The organism is Halobacterium noricense, from assembly GCF_021233435.1.
GTDB classification, from domain to species: Archaea; Halobacteriota; Halobacteria; order Halobacteriales; family Halobacteriaceae; genus Halobacterium; species Halobacterium noricense.
Window position 1 is genome coordinate 67,330 of record NZ_CP089469.1, and the last position, 19,222, is coordinate 86,551.

The 19,222-nt window shown below is 63.6% G+C and carries 18 protein-coding genes and 1 pseudogene; 10 read left to right on the forward strand and 9 right to left on the reverse strand.

Annotation, left to right across the window (positions count from 1 at the left end; genetic code table 11):
- Positions 1-115: 115 nt before the first annotated feature.
- Positions 116-388 (forward strand): annotated as a pseudogene (locus LT974_RS15865) (hypothetical protein); the annotation flags it as partial.
- 192 nt (positions 389-580) lie between these two features.
- Here the strand turns inward: LT974_RS15865 and LT974_RS15870 are convergent.
- Positions 581-955 carry a hypothetical protein gene (locus LT974_RS15870; RefSeq protein ID WP_232590588.1) on the reverse strand — a complete coding sequence of 125 codons (375 nt, stop codon included), beginning with the start codon at positions 953-955 and terminating at the stop codon, positions 581-583.
- A gap of 232 nt (positions 956-1,187) precedes the next feature.
- Between LT974_RS15870 and LT974_RS15875 the strand changes: the two genes are divergently transcribed.
- The 3 genes from LT974_RS15875 to LT974_RS15885 are packed head-to-tail and all read left to right on the forward strand — an operon-like array spanning position 1,188 to position 2,943.
- A complete protein-coding gene (locus LT974_RS15875; RefSeq protein ID WP_456298804.1) occupies positions 1,188-1,487 on the forward strand; it encodes a cytochrome c maturation protein CcmE domain-containing protein in 300 nt (99 codons plus the stop codon).
- Positions 1,487-2,272 (forward strand): ABC transporter ATP-binding protein, encoded by a 786-nt coding sequence (locus tag LT974_RS15880; RefSeq protein WP_232590590.1) that lies wholly within the window; start codon positions 1,487-1,489, stop codon positions 2,270-2,272. The genes LT974_RS15875 and LT974_RS15880 overlap by 1 nt, the downstream gene beginning before the upstream one ends.
- Positions 2,269-2,943, forward strand: coding sequence for a heme exporter protein CcmB (locus LT974_RS15885; protein WP_232590591.1), 675 nt, complete (start codon positions 2,269-2,271; stop codon positions 2,941-2,943). Before LT974_RS15880 ends, LT974_RS15885 begins: the two co-directional genes overlap by 4 nt.
- Before the next feature lie 23 nt (positions 2,944-2,966).
- On the opposite strand, the gene LT974_RS15890 is transcribed toward LT974_RS15885, so the two are convergent.
- From LT974_RS15890 to LT974_RS15900, 3 genes are all read right to left on the reverse strand, one after another.
- Complete coding sequence (locus LT974_RS15890; RefSeq protein WP_232590592.1) at positions 2,967-4,055, reverse strand: carboxypeptidase-like regulatory domain-containing protein; 1,089 nt, start codon at positions 4,053-4,055, stop codon at positions 2,967-2,969.
- Between the two features lie 136 nt (positions 4,056-4,191).
- Positions 4,192-6,594 carry a cytochrome c biogenesis protein CcsA gene (gene ccsA, locus LT974_RS15895; RefSeq protein WP_232590593.1) on the reverse strand — a complete coding sequence of 801 codons (2,403 nt, stop codon included), beginning with the start codon at positions 6,592-6,594 and terminating at the stop codon, positions 4,192-4,194.
- Entirely contained in the window at positions 6,591-7,073 is a 483-nt protein-coding gene (locus tag LT974_RS15900; protein WP_232590595.1) for a thioredoxin family protein, read from the reverse strand. Before LT974_RS15900 ends, ccsA (LT974_RS15895) begins: the two co-directional genes overlap by 4 nt.
- A gap of 222 nt (positions 7,074-7,295) precedes the next feature.
- Here LT974_RS15900 and LT974_RS15905 point away from each other — a divergent pair, with 222 nt between their 5' ends.
- From LT974_RS15905 to LT974_RS15925, 5 genes are all read left to right on the forward strand, one after another.
- Positions 7,296-8,660: a c-type cytochrome gene (locus LT974_RS15905; protein ID WP_232590597.1), complete on the forward strand. Its 1,365-nt coding sequence runs from the start codon at positions 7,296-7,298 to the stop codon at positions 8,658-8,660.
- 25 nt (positions 8,661-8,685) lie between these two features.
- Positions 8,686-9,378, forward strand: coding sequence for a cytochrome c biogenesis CcdA family protein (locus tag LT974_RS15910; protein WP_232590599.1), 693 nt, complete (start codon positions 8,686-8,688; stop codon positions 9,376-9,378).
- A gap of 121 nt (positions 9,379-9,499) precedes the next feature.
- Positions 9,500-10,162 carry a cytochrome c biogenesis protein CcsA gene (gene ccsA / locus LT974_RS15915; RefSeq protein ID WP_232590600.1) on the forward strand — a complete coding sequence of 221 codons (663 nt, stop codon included), beginning with the start codon at positions 9,500-9,502 and terminating at the stop codon, positions 10,160-10,162.
- Positions 10,163-10,166: 4 nt separating this feature from the next.
- A complete protein-coding gene (locus LT974_RS15920; RefSeq protein ID WP_230892585.1) occupies positions 10,167-10,286 on the forward strand; it encodes a CcmD family protein in 120 nt (39 codons plus the stop codon).
- A gap of 52 nt (positions 10,287-10,338) precedes the next feature.
- Positions 10,339-11,037, forward strand: coding sequence for a halocyanin domain-containing protein (locus tag LT974_RS15925; protein ID WP_232590601.1), 699 nt, complete (start codon positions 10,339-10,341; stop codon positions 11,035-11,037).
- Positions 11,038-11,454: 417 nt separating this feature from the next.
- Here LT974_RS15925 and LT974_RS15930 read toward each other — a convergent pair whose 3' ends face one another.
- Positions 11,455-12,090, reverse strand: a complete 636-nt coding sequence (locus tag LT974_RS15930; RefSeq protein WP_232590602.1) for an IS6 family transposase — start codon at positions 12,088-12,090, stop codon at positions 11,455-11,457.
- Positions 12,091-12,283: 193 nt separating this feature from the next.
- Between LT974_RS15930 and LT974_RS15935 the strand changes: the two genes are divergently transcribed.
- The gene (locus tag LT974_RS15935) at positions 12,284-13,558 is read left to right on the forward strand and encodes an IS4 family transposase (RefSeq protein WP_232590007.1); all 1,275 of its coding nucleotides are present in this window, start codon (positions 12,284-12,286) and stop codon (positions 13,556-13,558) included.
- 138 nt (positions 13,559-13,696) lie between these two features.
- On the opposite strand, the gene hutH is transcribed toward LT974_RS15935, so the two are convergent.
- From hutH to hutU, 4 genes are read right to left on the reverse strand one after another with little or no spacing between them, the layout of a single operon-like run.
- The gene (hutH, locus tag LT974_RS15940; protein ID WP_408611740.1) at positions 13,697-15,307 is read right to left on the reverse strand and encodes a histidine ammonia-lyase; all 1,611 of its coding nucleotides are present in this window, start codon (positions 15,305-15,307) and stop codon (positions 13,697-13,699) included.
- A complete protein-coding gene (gene hutI, locus LT974_RS15945) occupies positions 15,261-16,535 on the reverse strand; it encodes an imidazolonepropionase (RefSeq protein WP_232590604.1) in 1,275 nt (424 codons plus the stop codon). The genes hutH and hutI overlap by 47 nt, the downstream gene beginning before the upstream one ends.
- A complete protein-coding gene (gene hutG, locus LT974_RS15950; RefSeq protein ID WP_232590605.1) occupies positions 16,528-17,436 on the reverse strand; it encodes a formimidoylglutamase in 909 nt (302 codons plus the stop codon). The genes hutI and hutG overlap by 8 nt, the downstream gene beginning before the upstream one ends.
- Positions 17,436-19,196, reverse strand: a complete 1,761-nt coding sequence (gene hutU, locus LT974_RS15955; protein WP_232590606.1) for a urocanate hydratase — start codon at positions 19,194-19,196, stop codon at positions 17,436-17,438. Before hutU ends, hutG begins: the two co-directional genes overlap by 1 nt.
- Positions 19,197-19,222 lie beyond the last annotated feature (26 nt).

The following is a 19,222-nucleotide window of genomic DNA, read 5'->3' on the forward strand; positions in this document are numbered from 1 at the left end:
TTCGTGCGCCGATCAGATATAGGAGTTCGTAACCAACAATCTAAGTGGGAAATCGCTACTGTTGGTTAAGTTTCTCTGCGCCCGCGGAAGGGCGGAGGCGCGTTCTGACACGTAGCGAGCGGAGGTCCACTACCTCTGGCCGGAAGGCCATATGGTGGAGAAAGTGCTCCACGAGCCGCTCAGTGGCCCTGCGGAAGCCGTCGCTCCCGACGGTGGCCGAACAGGCGACGTTCGCGACCGACTGGTCGTCAACGAGAACCCACAGTCGCAGGACAAACTCGAGCCCCGCACCAAGCGTGCCGTCACCGAAGCGATGGACGTCTCACTCCTCTCAAAAGGGAGCCGCTACGAGGTGCAGTTCGCGCCCGAGAACCGAAGCCGGCGCGATTGGAGAAGCGTTCGCAGAATGAGTTACTGCCCCTGTTTCGTTCTCTAACGCTCAAAGCGTACCACCCTCCTTTCGAAATACGTCGAAAACTGACGGCAACAACGGCAGACTTGCACCACCAATTGTTCACGCCACTTACCACCAAACTCGAAGTTCAATAGAGCCCTGCCTCGTGACTTCATCCACGCTCGCCTAGCCCGGGCGGGCGTTAATGGTCCCCCAGGCAACGAGCGCCAAGGAGACGACCAGGGATGTCCCCCAGAGGTAGGCGGTCGCCAACAACATGGGTTCGACCGACCGCATCAGCATCGACGCGGGGAGAAGCCACTGTCCAACAATAAATGACCAGACGGCGACCGAGCGGGTGCGCCCCGAAAGAGTTGTGTGCTCGATACCGAACCCGGCGACAACGGCGAGGATAGACAGCATCCCGAACTGGGCGTGTGCGGTGACCGCCATCGGCGGCATCGTGGGGCCGGCGGGCGACAGCGCGAACGTCTGGAGCAGTCCCCACAGCGCTTGCACGGTGAGCGCGACGAAGCCCGACACCCGGAGCGTCCACGACATTAAGTGACAGATGGTACGAGCACGTCAGTGATAAGTCTACGGAGACGACTGGCTGCCGCGTCCAACCCGTAACAGCGACCTGGACGGGTTGACGGCTCTCGGCGGAATGGAATGTAAAGCCGGTACAGTAATACGCATCCCCAAACATCATCCGGCAGTGCGACGGAAGAACAAGCTACTGGTCGCCGGGGTCGGTATTCTTGTGCTCCTGGGCGTTCTAGGGGTGACGACGATGAGCGCGTCCACCGAGTTTGTAACGCCGACAGCGCTTTCCGAAGACAACAATTACGAGGGTGACTGGGTAAACCTCGAGGGTACCGTCCAGAATCTGGACACGAGCGGCGAGCGCACTACGTTCGCCGTAGCTGACGGGAACCACTCTATCCCCGTCACCTACGAGGGGACGCTCCCCGACACGATGCAGGAGGGACGGATCGTCGTCGCGAAGGGCCGGTACGCGGATGGCTCCCTGACCGCCCAGCAGCTCTCGGTGCGTGCCCACGAGGGCGAGGAACGACCCGACGACGTCTGATGAGCGCCGACGAGCCCGCTACCGACGGTAAGAGCACCGGCCCGCCGGCGATAAGCGCCGACAACTTGACGAAGCGTTACGGCCAGTTCCACGCCGTTGACGGTGTCTCATTCTCGGTTGCGGACGGCGAGACTATCGGGTTCTTCGGGCCGAACGGCGCGGGGAAGTCGACAACCATTCGAATGCTCGCTGGGCTCGTGCGGCCGACGGCCGGGTCGGTCCGCTTCGGGGGTGTGGAGCGATCGCTCGGCGACCCGGACGCCACCAGCGGTGTCGGCGTCGTGACGCATGACGCGATGCTGTACGACGACCTGACCGCCCGTGAGAACCTCCAATTTCACGCCCGCCTACACGGCGTCGACGGCGTCGACGCCCGAGTCGAAACGGTCCTCAACAACGTGGGTCTCGCCGACCGGGGAAGCCAGCGGCCTGCGACATTCTCGCATGGCCTCCAGAAGCGCCTGTCCCTTGCGCGCGCGCTGCTCCACGACCCCGACGTACTGTTGCTCGACGAACCGTACTCGGGGCTCGACCAGCGCGGTGTTGCCGACCTCGGCCACATTCTCGACGGCATCGACGACAGGACCGTCCTCCTATCTACCCATAACCTCAACCTGGGACTGCAGCGGTGCTCGCGAGCGCTCGTCCTTGACCGTGGCCGCGTCCAGGCCGACATCCAGACCGCGTCCACGTCGCCGGACGAGTTCGAAGCTATCTACCGGCGTGCTATCGGGCTTGACGGCCAGTCGACGGACAACCGCTCCACCGCCACCGACCAGCAATGACAAGCTACCTCACCGCCGTCTACCTCGTAATGCGCAAGGATCTCCACCTAGAGGTGCGAACAAAGCAGGTGACGACCACGGCCGCCGTGTTCGCGTTACTGGTCGTACTGGCGTTCGCGTTCGGATTCGTGAAGACGTTCACCGACCCTCAGGTCGTCGGGCGGAGCGCGCTCTGGGTTGCGTTCGTGTTCGCCGGCACCCTCGGAGTGACTGAAGCGGCCGACGTCGAGGCCCAGCACGCCGCCCTTGACGGCCTACTGCTGGCGCCTGTCGATCGATCGGCGGTGTACGTCGGGAAGGTCCTCAGCACGACCGCGTTCGTGCTCGCCGTAGACCTCGTCACCCTCGCCGCGACTGGCGTATTCCTCGGGTATGAACTTGCGCTCTCGATGATGCCGGCGCTCGTCGGCGTGCTCGGGCTGGCCGCATTCGGCTTCTCAGCGGTCGGCGTTGTCGTATCGACGCTGACGTTTCGGTCGTCGCTGGGCGAACTCGTGTTGCCCGTGCTACTCGTGCCGCTGGTCGTTCCGGTGTTGCTCGCAGGCGTCGAACTTACAGCCGCGCTCACGACCGGCGCACCGACGGGCACGTGGCTCCGTGTATTGGGTTCGTACGCAGGCATTCTATTCCTTGGCGGACTCGTCACCTTCGAGTACGCCGTCGAGGAATGAGAATGAGCGAAGGGTGGCGCTGATTACAGCACGCGGTAGGCGACGAGGCCGCCGCCGACCATCACAGCGAGACTGCCGAAGACAGGCATCGTCGGGAACTCAGGGATCGAATTACTCTCCGATGACCCTGTCTCGGCCATATTGGCTCCACCAGCACTTCCGTTACCGCCGGCCGTAGCGGAGCGCGCGTTCGAGACATCGACCCTGACTGTCTCGTTCGCACTCACTGGGCCGTCTGACGTGAGAACCGGGACGGGCGAGTCACCAACGCGGAGGTTCTCGGAGTGGTCAACCTCATCGATGTCGTATCCCTGGAACGACACCGCGAAGCTCTCCGCGTCGCGACGGAGTTGCTTCTCGAACGTTCGGTCGGCGATGTCGTAGGCGACGCCGACCTGTGTGCTGCCGTTCGCGGGGACCGATACGTCCACAGCGACGCCGCCATCGACGCGCCGGTAGTTGGTCTCTTCACCGGCCGCCATCGCGGAGTACGGCTGGCCGTCCGACGGCACTCCGATGACGACCGTACCGGCGAACGGCCGGTCGGCGTCATTCTGGAGGGTGAGCGTCTCCACCACGCCCGTGAGACCCGAGCGATTCTGTGGTGCAAGCACGCGGACGACGTGGCTGACGGGGTCGCCGCCCATCACCGAGAGCACGCTGGATTCGTTGATGGGCGGCGGCGTCGACACGGTCACATTCTGGGTGCCGCCGTCCGCAGTGGAAACCGTTTCGCGATACTGGACGCCGTCGACGGCGACGGCAAGGCGGTACGTCTCGTTCGACTCCAGGGGAGCGAACGCAAACGTCCCGTTTTCGGCCGCCTGGGTGCGGTCGACCGAGAAGCCGGCTTCGTCGATGAGGCTGACAGTGGTGTTTGGTCGCGGCTCGCCGGCCTCGTCGACTACCTGGCCGGAGATAGCGGCCTCGAGGTCGATGGTCGCTGTGGAGTCGTTCCGCAGCACCTCGTAGTGGGCGGCGCCGTCGTGGACGACGCGGACGACGTACGCGGGCGAGTCGGGCGCGTCAACGGAGAAGGTGGTTCCATCGACGGTCGTCCGCACGGAGTTCCCCGTACTGCGCAGGTTTTCGTCGACAGGTGCGACGGTCACGCGAGCGCCATCGGCTGAGCCGTCCGCAACGGTGACGGTGCCTGAAACTGAGGTAGTCGCTGCAGCGATACTTGGGAGGGCAATGATGCAAGCGGTGAAAACAACGACTGCGGCAAGAGCGTGCTTATGGTTCATGTTAGTCTGTTGCCTCCGGTTCGACATCGGTACTCGAAGCAGTCGAAGCAGTTAGCGTCTGAATACCGTGCTCGGGGTCGAACACGAGCACGGTGGACATCCCTGCGACGAGCAACACGAGGCTGAGCCGCAGTAGGGACATTAACGGCACCTGCTTGACGGTCATCGAGGCAGTGCCGTCGCTGACGCCTGCGATAACGTAGGTGTCGGTCACGAGTCCCCGGTCGATGAGGACATCCCTGACCTGCATGTTACCTTGCTGGGGGTACTCGCGCTGACCGGCGACCCCGGAGGTGACAAGTTTCCCGTCCTCGTAGACCGCGAGCGAGACGCCGTCGACTTGAACGCGCGTCGGGACCACACCTTCGGGCGGATTCGCTGGCGAGCCGATGGCCTGCGGGCTCGCGAGCACCGTCGCGTCGGCGTTCGGCACGAAGTTCCACATCAGCCGGCCGCGTGCGACAAGGCCTTGACCGGTCTGGACGGAGAAATTGCCCGCAGTCTCGTTGCGTTGGATGACGCCTACCCACGTCCGGGAGCCGTCGAGTTGGATAACCGTCGCCTGTGGCCCCCTTCTGACGTCAGTGACGGTGCCGTACACCGCCTGTACCGTTCCGTTTAGTGACGGTCCACGAGCGGCCACTTGGTCGGTCGAGAGCGCGTACGACTCAGGCTCGGGGTTCTGGGGGAACTCGTTGCTGGTGTAGTCCAGCACGCGGACCGAGTAGTCGGTGCCGGCAACGTCCTGATAGGAGGTATCAACGGACTCAGACGCGACGCCGGTTGCTATCGCTGACGCCTGGCCCGCGAACATATACATAAACGGGAGCGACAGCACGAGTAGCACGGCACCGACATGGATGGCAGTAATTCCTGTCTCCTTAAACACCGCGCCCCGGTCGGCGGCCGCCGGAATTCGGGCGAGCGCGCGCTTCGTGACGCCAAGAATGGCGTACGCGGCTGGGGGGAGAATCGAGAGCACGCTGATACTCCCGAGGACGCCATATATAGGGGATTGAGTCGGAGGCGAAGGATAAAGCTGCCAGATCTCTGAGGGTGCAACGAACGCAGCGACCACGGCCGCGGTGCCGAAGACGGCTAATCCGGCGAGGCTGCGGCGGCGTCCTTCGACGTCGAAGTCCATGTAGAAACCCAACAACAGCAGCGCGACGCCGACCAACGGGTAGCTCCAAAGGTTGAAGTAATGAGACTCCACGGACACTTCGACGCCGGTAACCGCGGCCCGGAGGACAGGGAACGACAGCCCCCAGAGGGAGACGAACGTCAGCAGACCGAACAGCAGGACGGCGGCGTGCAGGAGATTGTCCCGCGTGAGCCACGCGCCGTCTGAGCCGGTCGCTTCGTCGTCCTGGAGGAACCAGTACGCGAGCGGGACGACGACGCCCAAGACGCTAGTCAACACCATCAGGACGATGAACGAGATGCCGATACCGCCGTCGGCGAACGAGTGGACACTCCGGAACGTCCCGCTGCGGACGATGGAGGTGGTGTAAATTGCGAGCGAGAATACCGTCGCAGTCATCGCGGGCGCGAGAATCCGGTACTCGTCGTTCGGCCGGTACCGGACGACGGCGTGGACAGTGGCAGTGAGGAACAACCACGGCACAAGAATGGCTGTCTCCACCGGGTCCCACGCCCAGATACCACCCCAGCCGAGTACGGTGTACGACCAGAGGCCGCCGAGCGCCACGGCGACCGTAAGGAACAGCCAGCTGACGCGCAGCCAGCGCGTGACGCTCCCGCGCCAGGCCGCAAACACGCTTCCGTCACCCCGGAATAGAGAGACGAAGTGCGCGGCGCCGATGGCGAACGGCATTGTGAGCAGCGCGTAGGAGATAAACATCACGGGTGGGTGGATGGCCATGTACGGGTCGACCAGCAGAGGGTTGAGCCCCTCGCCGCTCGTCGGAATGTACCCCGGTGGCGCGTTCGCGAACTCCGTCCGAATGGACGCGAACGGGCTCTGGAGCAGTAGCATCCCGACGAAGTACGTGACGATCCCGAACGTGATAGCGTGGACGAGCTTCGAGTGGCGGTCCGGGAACCCGCGGATGACCCCGGCGGTGAACGCGACCAGCACAGTGAGTGCCGCCCACAGCAAGATCGATCCCTCGTTACCGGCGTACACGCCGGTCACGCGGTACAGCAGCGGGAGGTAGTCGGCGGTGTTGTTCCACACGTACGCGTTCGAGTAGTCCGTCACCACGAACTGGTACGTGAGCTGGGCCAGGGCGCCGGCCAGCGCTACCGCGCCTGCGCCCGTGAGTATTGTCACGTACCCGACGTGCCGGTCGTCATCGGCGAGGTACGCGCGGGCAAGAATACCGGTTGCGCCCAGCAGAACGGTGAACGCGGTGGCGAGCAGGACATTCCCGACGTTCATTGGTTGTCACCCGCGTCGTACTCGCGCTCGGCCTCTGCGAGGTAATCGAGGAACGCCTCGCGGTCGGCGTACCCGGAGATTTTCACGAGCTGTTCGCCCTCGGGCGTGATGATGACGTGCTGTGGCGGGTAGTTGGCGTTGTACCGCTGCTGGAGGCGGCCGTATTCGCCCTGGTCGCTGTCGAGGTTCACCGCTACCTTCACGAAGTCGTCGAGTTCAGCTTGTACCTCGGGGTCAGAGTAGACGTACTGGTTGTAGTCTTCGCAGTACGTACACCACGTCGTCCAGAAGTAGACGATAATAGGGCGGTCCTGCTCGCTGGCTAGCTGCTCGGCCTCGGAGAAGTCGGTCCGCCATTCGGTTTCGCCGTGGTACGAATAGTTATCGTCGCTCAACACTGGTGCGGAGTGCATCGACAGGTAGCCAATGCCCAGAAGGAAGACGAAGAAGGCGATTGTAAGCGCCTTTCGAGGCTTCATCGATGTGTGACGCTTTCTCATCTCTCTCATTAAAATGTGCTGTCTGTGAACGACCCGGGGTCGGCGCACGTCAGACGGTCTTTCGTGTGTCCGCTAATACTCCCATGTCCGCAGAAAAGCTTTATTACAGTCGTGTCCACATATTGGAATACCGATTGCGAATACCGCAGTAGCAAGCTGAAATCACCACCGGGACCGATGAGCAATATGTAGAGATTTACGATGAGCAAACGAGATTCAACGAGACTACTGAAACCGACGCTGCTCGTGGTCGGAGCGCTCGTCGCGGGTGTTATCGTCGTCTTCGCCGTCAACGGCGCGTTGGCGTTCATGAGCGACACCGGCGGGGCGCCGTCGGCTATGGAGGGCGACGGCGGTGGCGGCGTCATCCAGCTACCGGGAACGTGGAGCGGCTCGGAGTGGTACAGTCCGGAACTCCGCGATGAGGGGTTCGAGTACAAGAACGCTTCAGCGGGCGACGAGGTGGAGTTCGTCCCGAAGGAGATGAACAACTCAACGCTCCCGGAGAACGAGAATCGGCGGGAGCTCGTCCAGTACGGGCGTGAGATCTTCGCGAACACGTCCAACGAGATGCCCAACCACGTCGGCAACGAACTGTCGTGTGCGAACTGTCACGGCGGCGGCGACCTGCCGACGACCACCGGTATGGTCGGCCAGGATATCGATATGATTCCGCTCGTCGGCACCGCAGCCGGCTATCCCGAGTGGACCGGCCGTACTGAGCGGATGCGGGACATGCGCCAGCGCATCATGGGCTGCTTCCTGCGGAGCATGGACGCGCCCGGTTCCCCCGAGGGGGTCCCAGCGTACGACAGTCGTGAGATCCAGGCGATGGAGTCGTACATGGTCTGGCTGAACAAGGGCACGCCGAGCCAGAAGGTGCCGTACTGGCGGCACATCCGGAAGCCCGAGGGCGACGAGAAGGTGAACGTAACAGAAGCCAACCCGGTGCGGGGCGCCGAGCTCTACCTCGAGAACTGCGCATCCTGCCACGGCGCTGACGGCCAGGGGACTCCCGGCCAGTATCCGCCGCTATGGGGTGAGGGCTCCTACAACGACGGTGCCGGCATGGGCCGGCTGTACACGTCTGCCGGATTCATCCGGGAGGCCATGCCGTACGGCACGGCGCACACGTTCACGGACTGGAGGGACGTCCATGACGTCGCCGCGTTCATGAACGGCCACAAACGCCCGCACCTCCCACGGCAGCCCAAAGACTGGGCCGAGTCTGGGGCGCCCGACGAGGGGATCTACTACCAGCGCGTTCAGGAGCGGTTCGGCTACGACATGAACCCGATGACGAAGAAGCTCATGATCGCCGGGATTCCCATCGGCTCCCAGGAGATCAATCAGAGCGTCATCCCTGACAACGTTGACCGCTACGACCAGCCCCTCCGTGACGTCGAAGTGAACGGCTCGTGGCAGACCACCTGGATTCGGACGTACGAGGACCACGACAACGGCTGGTCCACGAACGAGACCGAGTCGAACAACTCAACGTCCACTGACGCGCAAGAGTTGATAGGGGCAGCAATAGACGGCGGCAGTAGCCAGCAGGCAAGCTGACCGCCGTCCGTGATTCGCTGACATAATGGTAGAGGCTCCAACTACGTTCGCGGTGTTCGCCGCCGGCATTCTGACGATCTTGACGCCGTGCTGTCTGCCGATGATCCCGGTACTCGTAGTTGGGTCGTCAGGCCACTCGCTGCGCCCGGTGGCCATCGTGGCGGGGAGTACGCTCACGTTCACCGTGCTCGGGGTCGCGACTGGGATGATAGGGTCCGTAACCCCTGACACCGTCCGGTTACCGTTCGCCATCATGATGCTGGCGTTCGGGGCCATAATGGCAGACGACGACCTCAACGAGATGTACTCCCGGTACGCGTCCCGGCTGTCAGGACGCGCGTCGGCTGCGAGCACGCGGATCGACAAGGACGAGCGGCCGCTGACAAACGCGTTCGTCGTCGGCCTCCTGCTCGGGGTTATCTGGCTACCGTGCGTCGGTCCCGTCCTTGGGGGCGTGCTCGCGCTCGCCGGAACGACCGGTGACGTTGGGCGGAGCGCATGGCTGTTGTTCACCTACGGTGGCGGCTTCTCAGTGCCGCTGCTCGGGGTGGCCTACGCCGGTAAGCACGGTGTCCGGCGGATCTTCAATTCCGTCACTGAGGGTGTCTCGGGGGACGCGGTCCAGACAGCGACCGGGTACACGTTCCTGGCATTAGGCGTGGCCGTCCTCTTCGACGTGGACAAATTGCTGCTTGCGTCAATCGTTGAGTACCTATGAGAGCACACGCATGAGTTCGGACGAGATTGAATCGACGACCGATCAAGCAAGCGAGCGGTCCCAGAGTCTGCGGCTCGGACAGCTGGTCGGACGTGTGACCCGCGTGCTGCGTGCGGTGATCATGAGCCGCGTCGTGAAGTGGGGAGCGCTGGTGTCAGGCGTGGCATCGTTCGTACTGGTGTTCGGTTCCGCGTCGGACGTGATGTACGGCGTCTCCCACGGTGGAAACCTGCTGGCGTATTGGCACATCGCGCTGGCATGGGTGGCGGCATCCGCGCTCGGGACGACGTTCGTCGGCAGTGCGCTCTACCTTCGGTACCGGGGAGCGTTCTGGAGCCGGCTCGCGCACAGCGCGGGTGAACTCGGATTCTTGCTCGTGACGCTGACGCTGCTGTTCGGGAGTTTCTGGGGGAAGGTTATCTGGAACTCCTACTGGGAGTGGACGGACGTGCGGCTGGTGACGTTTCTGGTCGTGTGGTTCATCTACGCGGGCTACCTGGTCGTCCACGCTGGTACCGATGGTGGCAGCGGCGACCGATACGCCGCCGTCTACGGCGTGCTTGGCTTTATCACAGTGCCTATCTCCTACGTCTCGACGCGGCTGTGGACGCCGACATTTCACGAGACGACGCTGGGGAACCCGGACGTGAGTGCGAATATCGACCCGACGACGCTACTGGTGTCGCTGCTGGCGGCGTCGCTACTATACCTCTACCTACTCGGGCTCCGCATACGGCTGCACGAACTCGAAGACGACCTCGCGGCACGCCAGCAACGGAGGTGACATAATGGAACCACTGCTACTGGCCGGCTACACGGCACTGTTCGTGACGCTGTTCGGGTACGTGGCGTACCTGCAGCGGCGGATGGAACACCTTGAGCGCCGTCTCGCCGACCTCGACGACTGAAGTCACGCCAACGACCAATAGCTTATTGCCATTACATGGTTCATACACTATTATGAATTCGAGTGGTAACGGGGGAACGACGGCAGCCGGCCGCCGGGCGTTCCTTAAGAGAGCAGCGCTGGTGACCGGCGCCGCCGCAGCGGGCGGCACAACCGGAACAGTCACGGCCCAAGAGGGACAGAGTTACGACGGCTGGCTCGCCAACACGAGTAACTTCGACGGAACCTACGACTACACGGGCCAAGATCAGGTGACTGTCTGGGTCGGCGCATCCGGCAACGGTGGGAACCTCGCGTTCGGTCCGGCAGCGATCCGCGTCGATCCCGGCACCGAAGTCGTCTGGGAGTGGACAGGCAAGGGCGGCACCCACAACGTCGTCGACAACGCGGGGAACTTCGAGAGCGACACGTACAGCCAGGCTGGCGAGACGTACTCACGGACGTTCGAGTCAGAGGGGACGTACAAGTACCTCTGTGTCCCTCACCAGTCGATGGGGATGAAAGGCGTCGTTGTTGTCGGCGGGTCAGGCGGATTGGATCCAAGCGAGTTCGAGAAACCTGCCTCGGCCAGTGGCTCCGGCGATGGCAACGGAGCGGGTGGTGACGGCTCGTCCAACGGTGGAAACGGCCGACCGATATCCCTGGAGGCAGCTCTGATGGTGACTAGTGTGGCAATAGCGTTCCTCTCGCCCATCATGTTCGGCCTGTTCCTGATGTTCGACGACAGTGACGACACTGCCGCCGCCGAGTAAGCGCCACTGTCGGCGACCCATCTAATGTTCGACGATAAGATGCACACCGCTAGCGCGGCTGAACCAGGTGACACAAGCAAGTGACATCCGCCGCGCCGTGAACGGTGCGGCTTCCCTTGACAAAGGGAACCCGGCCTGGTACCGGTTGGTTCCAGGACTTGCTCTTCCGAGGTCGGCGGGGTAGGTTTTCGGCCCTTCGCTAGGGAGCGTCCTATGGCCCTGTCACGGGGGCTCCCATCTGTCACCGAGTCATCGCCCCGCGGTTTCTCAACGTGTCTCTCTCCGTGGCGGTCGCGTGGTTCGAGGGAGCGAATCGCTCCCTCGTCGTTTTCGGTGTTAGTGGTACTATTGGCCTCTTCCTTGCAGGAGCGCCGGGTGCGGCCATATTAGGCGTTCTCGGTGTTGTGGTGGCATTGTTCAGATTAGCTGATTCCAGGTGAACGCGAAGGTTTGCAACCATGTTTCTGCAGAGTCAGCAGTTGCGTGGCGGAAGTGGTTGGCGAACTGCTCAGTCCGACGTTTCAGCTCCTTAAACACGCGTTCGACAGCATTCCGATTCCCATGCGTGACGTGTCGGAATCGGAGCCCAAGCTCGAATAATGCCGCTTTGAGCCACGGTGCGCCATCAACGAGAAACACGGCAGTTTCGACGCGATGTTTCTCACGGAGTTCCTCCACAAACTGTTTTGTCAAGACGATTGTTCGGGTGGGAAAGAGTCTGACGTGCAGGAATTCGTTGGTTTCAGGATCAACGGCAGCGTACAGCCAGTAACGCTGGTCGTTGAGTTGAATCACGGTTTCGTCGAGTGCGACGTGATTCGGATTCTTCCCGGAATTGGGCTGTAGGCCGGCTTTCTGGACCCAATTGTGGACAGTTGAGCGAGCACGTTCGACACCGAATGAAGCTAAGACTGAGACGGTATCCGAGAGTGATAATCCGGCAGCATGGAGTCGGATACCCAATTTCATCGCGGGTTCCGGTGTCGCTTCTCGCTCCACAAATTCTAACTCGAAGCAGTCGCTACCTCCGGTGAGGCGGGCGATTTCTGGCATGGATCACTAGAATCTCGCTCCGCCTCACCCTTCATCCTTATCTGAACACTGCCTTGTGGTCTTTGCAAAGACACTTGGTCATCCGTCTTTAGCTAAGCCAGAAACCGCGTGACAGCAGCGACTTATCGAGGCTACTTTTCGGGAGGAATGAGGAGGCGTAGCTGTGTCCAACAGAGCCTCCTCATCGAGAATTATGCGTCGGCTCACTACTCTCTTTCCCTCCGAGTTCCTCGAAGAGCACGCCGAGGAACTCGGCGTGGTCGAGCGAGAGGGCAAGCTTCAGATTCCCGTCCTCGTGTGGGCGCTCGTGTTCGGCTTCGCCGCAGGCGAGAGCCGAACACTCGCCGGGTTCAGACGCTGCTACAACTCCACAGCTGATGAAACGATCTCTCCCGGTGGATTCCATCAGCGGCTGACGCCGACGTTGGCAGAGTATCTCCGCGACCTCGTCGAGCGTGGTCTCGACGAGGTCGCTGTTCCCAACGCTGTTGACGCTGATATCGACCGATTCAGAGACGTGATGATCGCTGATGGAACGGTGTTGCGGTTGCACGAATTCCTCTCTGATGAGTTCCAAGCCCGTCACGAGGAGCAGGCTGGAGCGAAGCTCCACCTGCTCCACAACGCCACCGAGCAGACGATTGAACGACTCGACGTGACCGACGAAAAAGCGCACGACAGCACGCTGTTCAAAACGGGCTCGTGGCTCCAAGGACGGCTCGTTCTGTTCGATCTAGCGTACTTCAAGTACCGCCGGTTCGCGTTAATCGACGAGAACGACGGCTACTTCGTGAGTCGGCTGAAGCAGAACGCGAATCCGGTGATAACGGAGGAATTACGGGAATGGCGCGGGCGCGCCATTCCCTTAGAGGGCAAGCAGATCCACGATGTGGTCGATGATCTCTCTCGGAAGTACATCGACGTTGAGGTCGAAGCGGAGTTCAAGCGAGGCCAGTACGAAGGAACGCGGTCGCTGGACACGAAGCGGTTCCGCGTCGTCGGCGTCCGTGACGAGGACGCCGACGACTACCATCTGTATATCACGAATCTATCGCGAGAGGAGTTCTTCCCGGAGGATTTAGCAACGCTGTATCGGTGTCGGTGGGAGGTAGAAACGCTGTTTCGTGAACTGAAGACGCAGTACGAGTTGGACGAGTTCGACACAAGCGACCCGGATATCGTGAGAATTCTGCTGTATGCGGCGTTGCTGTCGCTGCTGGTGAGTCGTGAGCTGTTGGATCTGGTGACCGAGCAGGCTGATGACGAGATCGTGTTTCCGCCAGAACGCTGGGCGGCGACCTTCCGGTCGCACGCCCAGCTCATCCTCCACGAACTCGGTGAGTATCTCGGTTACTCACCACCGCCGTTGCTGGAGCGGCTGATCGAGGATGCTCAGAAGATTCACCAGCAACGACCGGTCTTACAGGAGACGCTCGCTACCGCTACACAACCGAGGTGTGAGTCTTAGCTAAAGACGAATGGCGGTGGAGGTGGGTGTACTTCTCGGCGTCGAAGACGTTGCTGGTGCCGCCGCAGTTCTGAAATTATCGCGCGCTACCGTATAAAATACTTTGACGAGGGCGTCGGCGCCGAACCAGGGTCGAGATCACTCCAGTCGCTCTTCGAGGGTGCACTCAATTGCGTCGTCGACGAGTCCTTCTTGGACGAGGTCCACCACCGCGTCGATGTCGTCGTGTAGCGGTCGGTCCGCCTCGACGGGTGGAGAGACCTCCCGCACGAGGTCGTAGACAGCGCTCGTGCCAGCAGCGTGTTCGAGGTCGTCGTCGAGGAACTCGCTGGCCTGGGCGGCTACGAGGAGTTCAACGCCGACGACCGTCCCGGCTTTCTCGGCAGCCTCGCGGAAACCGTACGCGCTCCCCGCGCTCATACTCACGTGATCTTCCTGGCCGCCGGAGACCGACGTGTTGTCCGTCGAGGGGCGGCCTAGCGACCGGAGGTCGTTGATGAGTGCGGCGGCCGTGTACTGGGGAATCATCAATCCCGAGTGGAGGCCGCTGTCGGGCGTGAGGAACGGCGGCAGGTGGGATTCCTGGACGTTCGGGTTGAGCATGCGGTCGACGCGGCGTTCGCTGATGGCCGCCAGTTCTGCGAGCGCGGTCGCGGCGTAGTCGAGGCGGAGCGCGAGCACCTCGCCGTGGAAGTTCCCGCCGGAGACGACTGCTGCGGTGTCGGTGCCGCTCGCGCGCGGGTCCGCCGACTCGGCGTCGAAAACTAGGGGGTTGTCAGTCGCGCTGTTGAGTTCGGTCTCGATGGCGTCTCGGAGGTGGTCGAGCGCGTCTCGGACGGCGCCGTGGACTTGGGGTAGACACCGGATAGAGTAGGCGTCCTGGACGCGGTCGCAGTTCCGGTGGCTCTCCACGATCTCGGAGTCCGCGGTGAGGCGCTTGACGTTCCGCGCGCTCGCCGCCTGGCCGTCGTGGGGACGAACGCGCTGGACGGCAGCGCTGCAGTTCGCGGTCGTCGACATCGTTACTTCCGTGGTGAGCGCGCCCGCGGCGTCAGCAGCACGGAGCGCGCGCTCGCCGTCCAGAAGGGCGAGCGCGGCCAGCCCAGTGGTGAGTTGGGTGCCGTTAATGAGCGCCAGCCCCTCCTTCGCGCGCAGCGTCACGGCCTCGAGGTCAACGCGTGCGAGCGCCTCATCGCCGGGAAGCCGGTCGCCGTCGACGTCGGCCTGTCCCTCGCCAATGAGCACGAGCCCGAGATGCGCGAGTGGCGCGAGGTCGCCACTTGCGCCAAGGCTGCCCCGGGAGCGAACAACTGGGTGGACGCCAGCGTTCAGCATCCCAGCAAGCAGGTCGACAATGCGTTCGCGGACTCCCGAATAGCCCTTCACGAGTGCGTTCAGCCGCGTGAGCAGGAGCGCACGCACCTCCTCGCGGTCAAGCTCGCGGCCCGCGCCCGCGGCGTGGCTGCGCAGGAGGTTCGTCTGGAGGGACTCGACCTCGTCGCGTGGAATCTGGGTATCGACGAGCTGGCCGAACCCCGTATTCACGCCGTAGACCGGGTCACCAGCCTCGACGACATCCTCGACGCGCTCCCGCGAGCGGCGCACGGCCTCCCGGTCGTCGTCGGCGATACCGACGGTGGCGTCCCGGCGTGCGACCGCCTCGACGTCTTCGGGCGTGAGCGTTTCGCCGTCAACGACGACGTCACTCACGGCCGACCACCCGTCCGTCGTCGGCAACGACGACGCCATCCTTGAGGACAGTGTCGACGCAGTTCACACCAAAATTGTAGGGGATGTGGACGTGACTCGGGCCGTCCACGACCGCGACGTCGGCGGCCGTGCCCTCACGGAGCGTGCCAGTACCGTCGTCGCGGTCGAGCGCGAGCGCGGCATCCCGCGTGGCGCCGACGAGCGCGTCTCCGGGTGCCATCCGCATGCCGTTGCAGGCGAGCGCGACCGCGAAGCCCATGCTCTGGCTGTAGCAGTTCGGGTTCAGGTCGGTTGCAAGCGCGACCGGCGACCTGCTCCGATCGTCGCCTGCCGCCCGGAACTGTTCGGGGTCGGCGTAGTCCTCGCCAAGCGAGAACGCTGTCCCCGGCAACAGGACAGGTACGACGCCCGCTTCCGCGAGCGCTTCGGCGTCGTCCTCATCGGCGTGCAGGAGGTGGTCCGCGCTCACCGCCTCGAGGTCGGCTGCAAGCTGTGCGCCCCCGAGGCGCGTGAACTCCTCCGCATGAATTTTCGGCTTCAGGCCATGCTCGCGGCCTGCCTCCAGCACACGACGAGACTGCTCAACGGAGAACACGCCCTCTTCGCAGAACACGTCGCAGAACTCCGCAGCCGGGTGGTTGGCGGCGACCGGCAGCTGCTCATAGACAACCTCGTTGACGTAGTCCTCGGTGTCCTGGCCGTCGGGAACGGCGTGTGCACCCATGAACGTCCCGACAACGTCGACCGGGTGGTTGGTGCCCGCACGCTCGATGGCGTCCAACAGCCGGCGCTCAGTATCCACATCGAGGCCGTAGCCGGTCTTGACCTCCGCAGTCGTCGTGCCGTGCGAGAGCATCAGATCCAGCTGGGCCTCGAGGTTCGCGGCAAGCTCCTCGGTGCTTGCATCGCGGACGGCCTCAACGGTCCGGAGGATGCCGCCACCCGCCGCAAGAATCTCTTGGTAGGTCTTCCCACGGAGCTTCGCCGCGAACTCGTCACTGCGGTCACCCGCGAAGACGGCGTGCGTGTGCGGATCCACAAACCCCGGAATCACGGTCTGTCCCCCAGCGTCGACAGCAGTGTCAGCGTTCTCGCGGGGATACTCGCGAGTCACCGCGTCGCTATCCCCAACCGTCACGACGTCGCCATCGATAGCGGCGATGGCGGCGTCCTCGCGGGTCTCAAGCGCGCCGTTCGCACTCTCGGATTCATTGGGGCCGACGACAACCTCCGCGGCATCGTAGACGACTGTCAAGTGCTCAGACATGAGTTCCAGCCAGGAAGTGTGCGATGGTTCGCGCCGCCGTGTCAACGGTGCGGTCATCCTCGTCGAGTGGCGGCGCGGTCTCTACGACCTCGAAGCCGGCGACCCTGGGGTCGCGGGCGACCTCGCGGACGAGACGGAACAGCTCGCGGGGCTGGAGGCCGCCCGGCGTCGGCGCGCTCGCGCCCGGGTAGGCGGCGTCCAGGACGTCGATGTCTACGCTTACATAGAGGTGGTCGACGCCCTCAAGCGCAGCGAACGCGTCCTCAAGCGCGTGCTCTGGGTCCGCGCCCACGGCCTCCGCGGTGACGACGCTGCCGCCCTGCTCGCGGACGAACTCGGCGTACCGCGTCGACGTCTCGAAGTGTCGCGCGCCCACGACCGAGAGGCCGTCCAGGCCGGCGTCGAAGAGCTGGCGGTACGGCGTCCCACTCGTCGGTTCGCCACGGACCTCCCGACAGTCTAGGTGGGCGTCGAAGCTCACGACGCCAAGGCTGCCAGCCTCGAGGAGAGGCGCAGCGTTCGCGTACGATAGCGAGTTGTCGCCGCCGACGAACACGGGGACCGTGTCGGCATCGTGGACTGCCGCAGCGGCTTCCGTGACCTCCTCCTGAACGACGCTCACGTCGTCATCCACGAGCACGACATCACCGACGTCTCCCACGGACGCTACCGGTCCGGCCGTGAAGTGGTGGGTCTTCACGCCGGCGAGTGCGTCCTTCACCGCGGCGGGGCCCTCGTTGGCGCCGCGGCGGCCGATGACCGCGCCGTCGTAGGGCTCGCCGACGAGCACGGCGTCGTACTCGCCGGCATCCTCGATGGTCGTTGACTCCACGATGTCGCCGAACTGCTCGTCGTTCGGATCTTTGGAGGGCGCCGTCCAGTCCTCGGGGTTCCGGAACATCAGTTGTCCTCGCTCATCGGCACCCGGACACCTGAGTGTTCGGCTTCCTCGACAGCGTCCTCGTAGCCGGCGTCAGCGTGTCGAATCACACCCATCCCGGGGTCGGTGGTGAACACGCGGCGGGCCTTCTCGGCGGCGAGGTCGCTGCCGTCGAGGACGACGTGGTTGTTCGCGTGGAGGGCATTCCCGATGCCGACGCCGCCGCCATCGTGGACGCTTACGATGTCCGCGCCCGCTGCGCAGTTCAACAGCGCGTTCAGGATGGGCCAGTCCGCGACCGCGTCCGAGCCGTCTTGCATCGCCTCCGTTTCCCGGTTCGGACTGGCGACCGACCCCGCGTCGAGGTGGTCCCGTGTGACGACTACCGGGGCGTCGATCTCGCCATCTGCGACGAGGTTGTTGATGCGGAGCGCGAACCTGGCGCGCTCGGTTAGTTCGTCTTCCCCTGCTTGGTACCCCAGCCAGCAGACTCTGCTCGGGAGGCCCTGGAACTGGACCTGTTCCTGGGCGAGGTCGATCCAGCGGTGGAGCGCATCCTTCTCCGGGAACAGTTCCTTGACGGCCTCGTCGGTGCGGTGGATGTCCTCGGGATTTCCGGAGAGCGCGACCCACCGGAATGGCCCTTTCCCGCGGCAGAACAGCGGCCGGATGTACGCCGGTACGAACCCCGGATAGTCGAAGGGGTCGTGGGTCTCGCCATCGCTCGTGGTGACGTCGCCGCGGTAGTCTTCAACCTGGCCGCGGATGTTGTTCCCGTACTCGAAGGCGACCGCGCCACGGTCCTGAAGTTCGAGAATAGCGGCGACGTGGCGCTCCATCGTGTCCATCGCCGCCTCGACGTACCGGTCGGGGTCGTCCTCACGCAACCGGTCGGCCTCCTCAACGGTGTAACCGCTCGGGTAGTACCCCTCGAGTTCGTCGTGGGCGCTCGTCTGGTCGGTCACCACATCCGGCACGAACCCGCGGTCAAGCATCCCTTCGAGCATGTCCGCAGCGTTCACGTGCACGCCCACCGAGTAGGGCTCACCGGCTTCAGCGGCTTCTTCAGCGCGCCGAATGGCCTCGTCAAGGTCGTCGGTCTTCTCCATGCAGTAGCCGGTCTCAATACGGCGGTCGATGCGGTCCTCGTCGACCTCGGCGGCGATGCAGACACCGTGGTTCATCGTCACTGCGAGCGGCTGTGCGCCGCCCATGCCGCCGAGTCCACCGGTCGCGACGACCTTCCCGCGGAGCCCCTCGCTGCTGGGGTAATGCTCGCGCGCGAGTTCCGCGAGCGTCTCAAAAGTCCCCTGGATGATGCCCTGCGTGCCGATGTACGCCCACGAACCCGCAGTCATCTGGCCGTACATGATGAGGCCCTCCGCCTCGAGCTCGTGGAAGTGATCCCAGTTGTCCCACTTGCCCACGAGGTTGGAGTTCGCGATCAGGACTCTCGGAGCTCGCTCGTGAGTCTCGAAGACGCCGACGGGCTTCCCGGACTGTACGAGTAGTGTCTCCTCGTCGTCGAGCTCGCGGAGTTCCGTGAGGATAGTGTCGTAGGCGTCCCAGCTTCGGGCGGCCCGTCCGGTGCCGCCGTACACCACGAGGTCCTCGGGTTTTTCGGCGACCTCGGGGTCGAGGTTGTTGTTCAGCATGCGCAGGGCGGCCTCCTGTCGCCATCCCTCGCACTCGATGTCGGTGCCGGTCGGCGCGCCCTGGTAGTCGCGCCACTGTTCGGAGGGTTCGCCGACGTTGAAGTCACCATCTGGCGCGTCTGGCATGCGTTGACGTAGGCGGCGAACAACAA

What these genes read in the sequence shown, in the direction of transcription:
- LT974_RS15875 (WP_456298804.1), top strand. Translation starts at nt 1,188, where the DNA reads ATGAGCGCGTCCACCGAGTTTGTAACGCCGACAGCGCTTTCCGAAGAC.
- hutG (WP_232590605.1), bottom strand. Translation starts at nt 17,436, where the DNA reads ATGTTCCGGAACCCCGAGGACTGGACGGCGCCCTCCAAAGATCCGAAC.
- ccsA (WP_232590600.1), top strand. Translation starts at nt 9,500, where the DNA reads ATGAGCCGCGTCGTGAAGTGGGGAGCGCTGGTGTCAGGCGTGGCATCG.
- LT974_RS15885 (WP_232590591.1), top strand. Translation starts at nt 2,269, where the DNA reads ATGACAAGCTACCTCACCGCCGTCTACCTCGTAATGCGCAAGGATCTC.
- hutU (WP_232590606.1), bottom strand. Translation starts at nt 19,196, where the DNA reads ATGCCAGACGCGCCAGATGGTGACTTCAACGTCGGCGAACCCTCCGAA.
- hutH (WP_408611740.1), bottom strand. Translation starts at nt 15,307, where the DNA reads ATGGCGTCGTCGTTGCCGACGACGGACGGGTGGTCGGCCGTGAGTGAC.
- LT974_RS15925 (WP_232590601.1), top strand. Translation starts at nt 10,339, where the DNA reads ATGAATTCGAGTGGTAACGGGGGAACGACGGCAGCCGGCCGCCGGGCG.
- hutI (WP_232590604.1), bottom strand. Translation starts at nt 16,535, where the DNA reads ATGTCTGAGCACTTGACAGTCGTCTACGATGCCGCGGAGGTTGTCGTC.
- LT974_RS15920 (WP_230892585.1), top strand. Translation starts at nt 10,167, where the DNA reads ATGGAACCACTGCTACTGGCCGGCTACACGGCACTGTTCGTGACGCTG.
- LT974_RS15880 (WP_232590590.1), top strand. Translation starts at nt 1,487, where the DNA reads ATGAGCGCCGACGAGCCCGCTACCGACGGTAAGAGCACCGGCCCGCCG.
- LT974_RS15910 (WP_232590599.1), top strand. Translation starts at nt 8,686, where the DNA reads ATGGTAGAGGCTCCAACTACGTTCGCGGTGTTCGCCGCCGGCATTCTG.
- LT974_RS15930 (WP_232590602.1), bottom strand. Translation starts at nt 12,090, where the DNA reads ATGCCAGAAATCGCCCGCCTCACCGGAGGTAGCGACTGCTTCGAGTTA.
- LT974_RS15900 (WP_232590595.1), bottom strand. Translation starts at nt 7,073, where the DNA reads ATGAAGCCTCGAAAGGCGCTTACAATCGCCTTCTTCGTCTTCCTTCTG.
- ccsA (WP_232590593.1), bottom strand. Translation starts at nt 6,594, where the DNA reads ATGAACGTCGGGAATGTCCTGCTCGCCACCGCGTTCACCGTTCTGCTG.
- LT974_RS15905 (WP_232590597.1), top strand. Translation starts at nt 7,296, where the DNA reads ATGAGCAAACGAGATTCAACGAGACTACTGAAACCGACGCTGCTCGTG.
- LT974_RS15935 (WP_232590007.1), top strand. Translation starts at nt 12,284, where the DNA reads ATGCGTCGGCTCACTACTCTCTTTCCCTCCGAGTTCCTCGAAGAGCAC.
- LT974_RS15870 (WP_232590588.1), bottom strand. Translation starts at nt 955, where the DNA reads ATGTCGTGGACGCTCCGGGTGTCGGGCTTCGTCGCGCTCACCGTGCAA.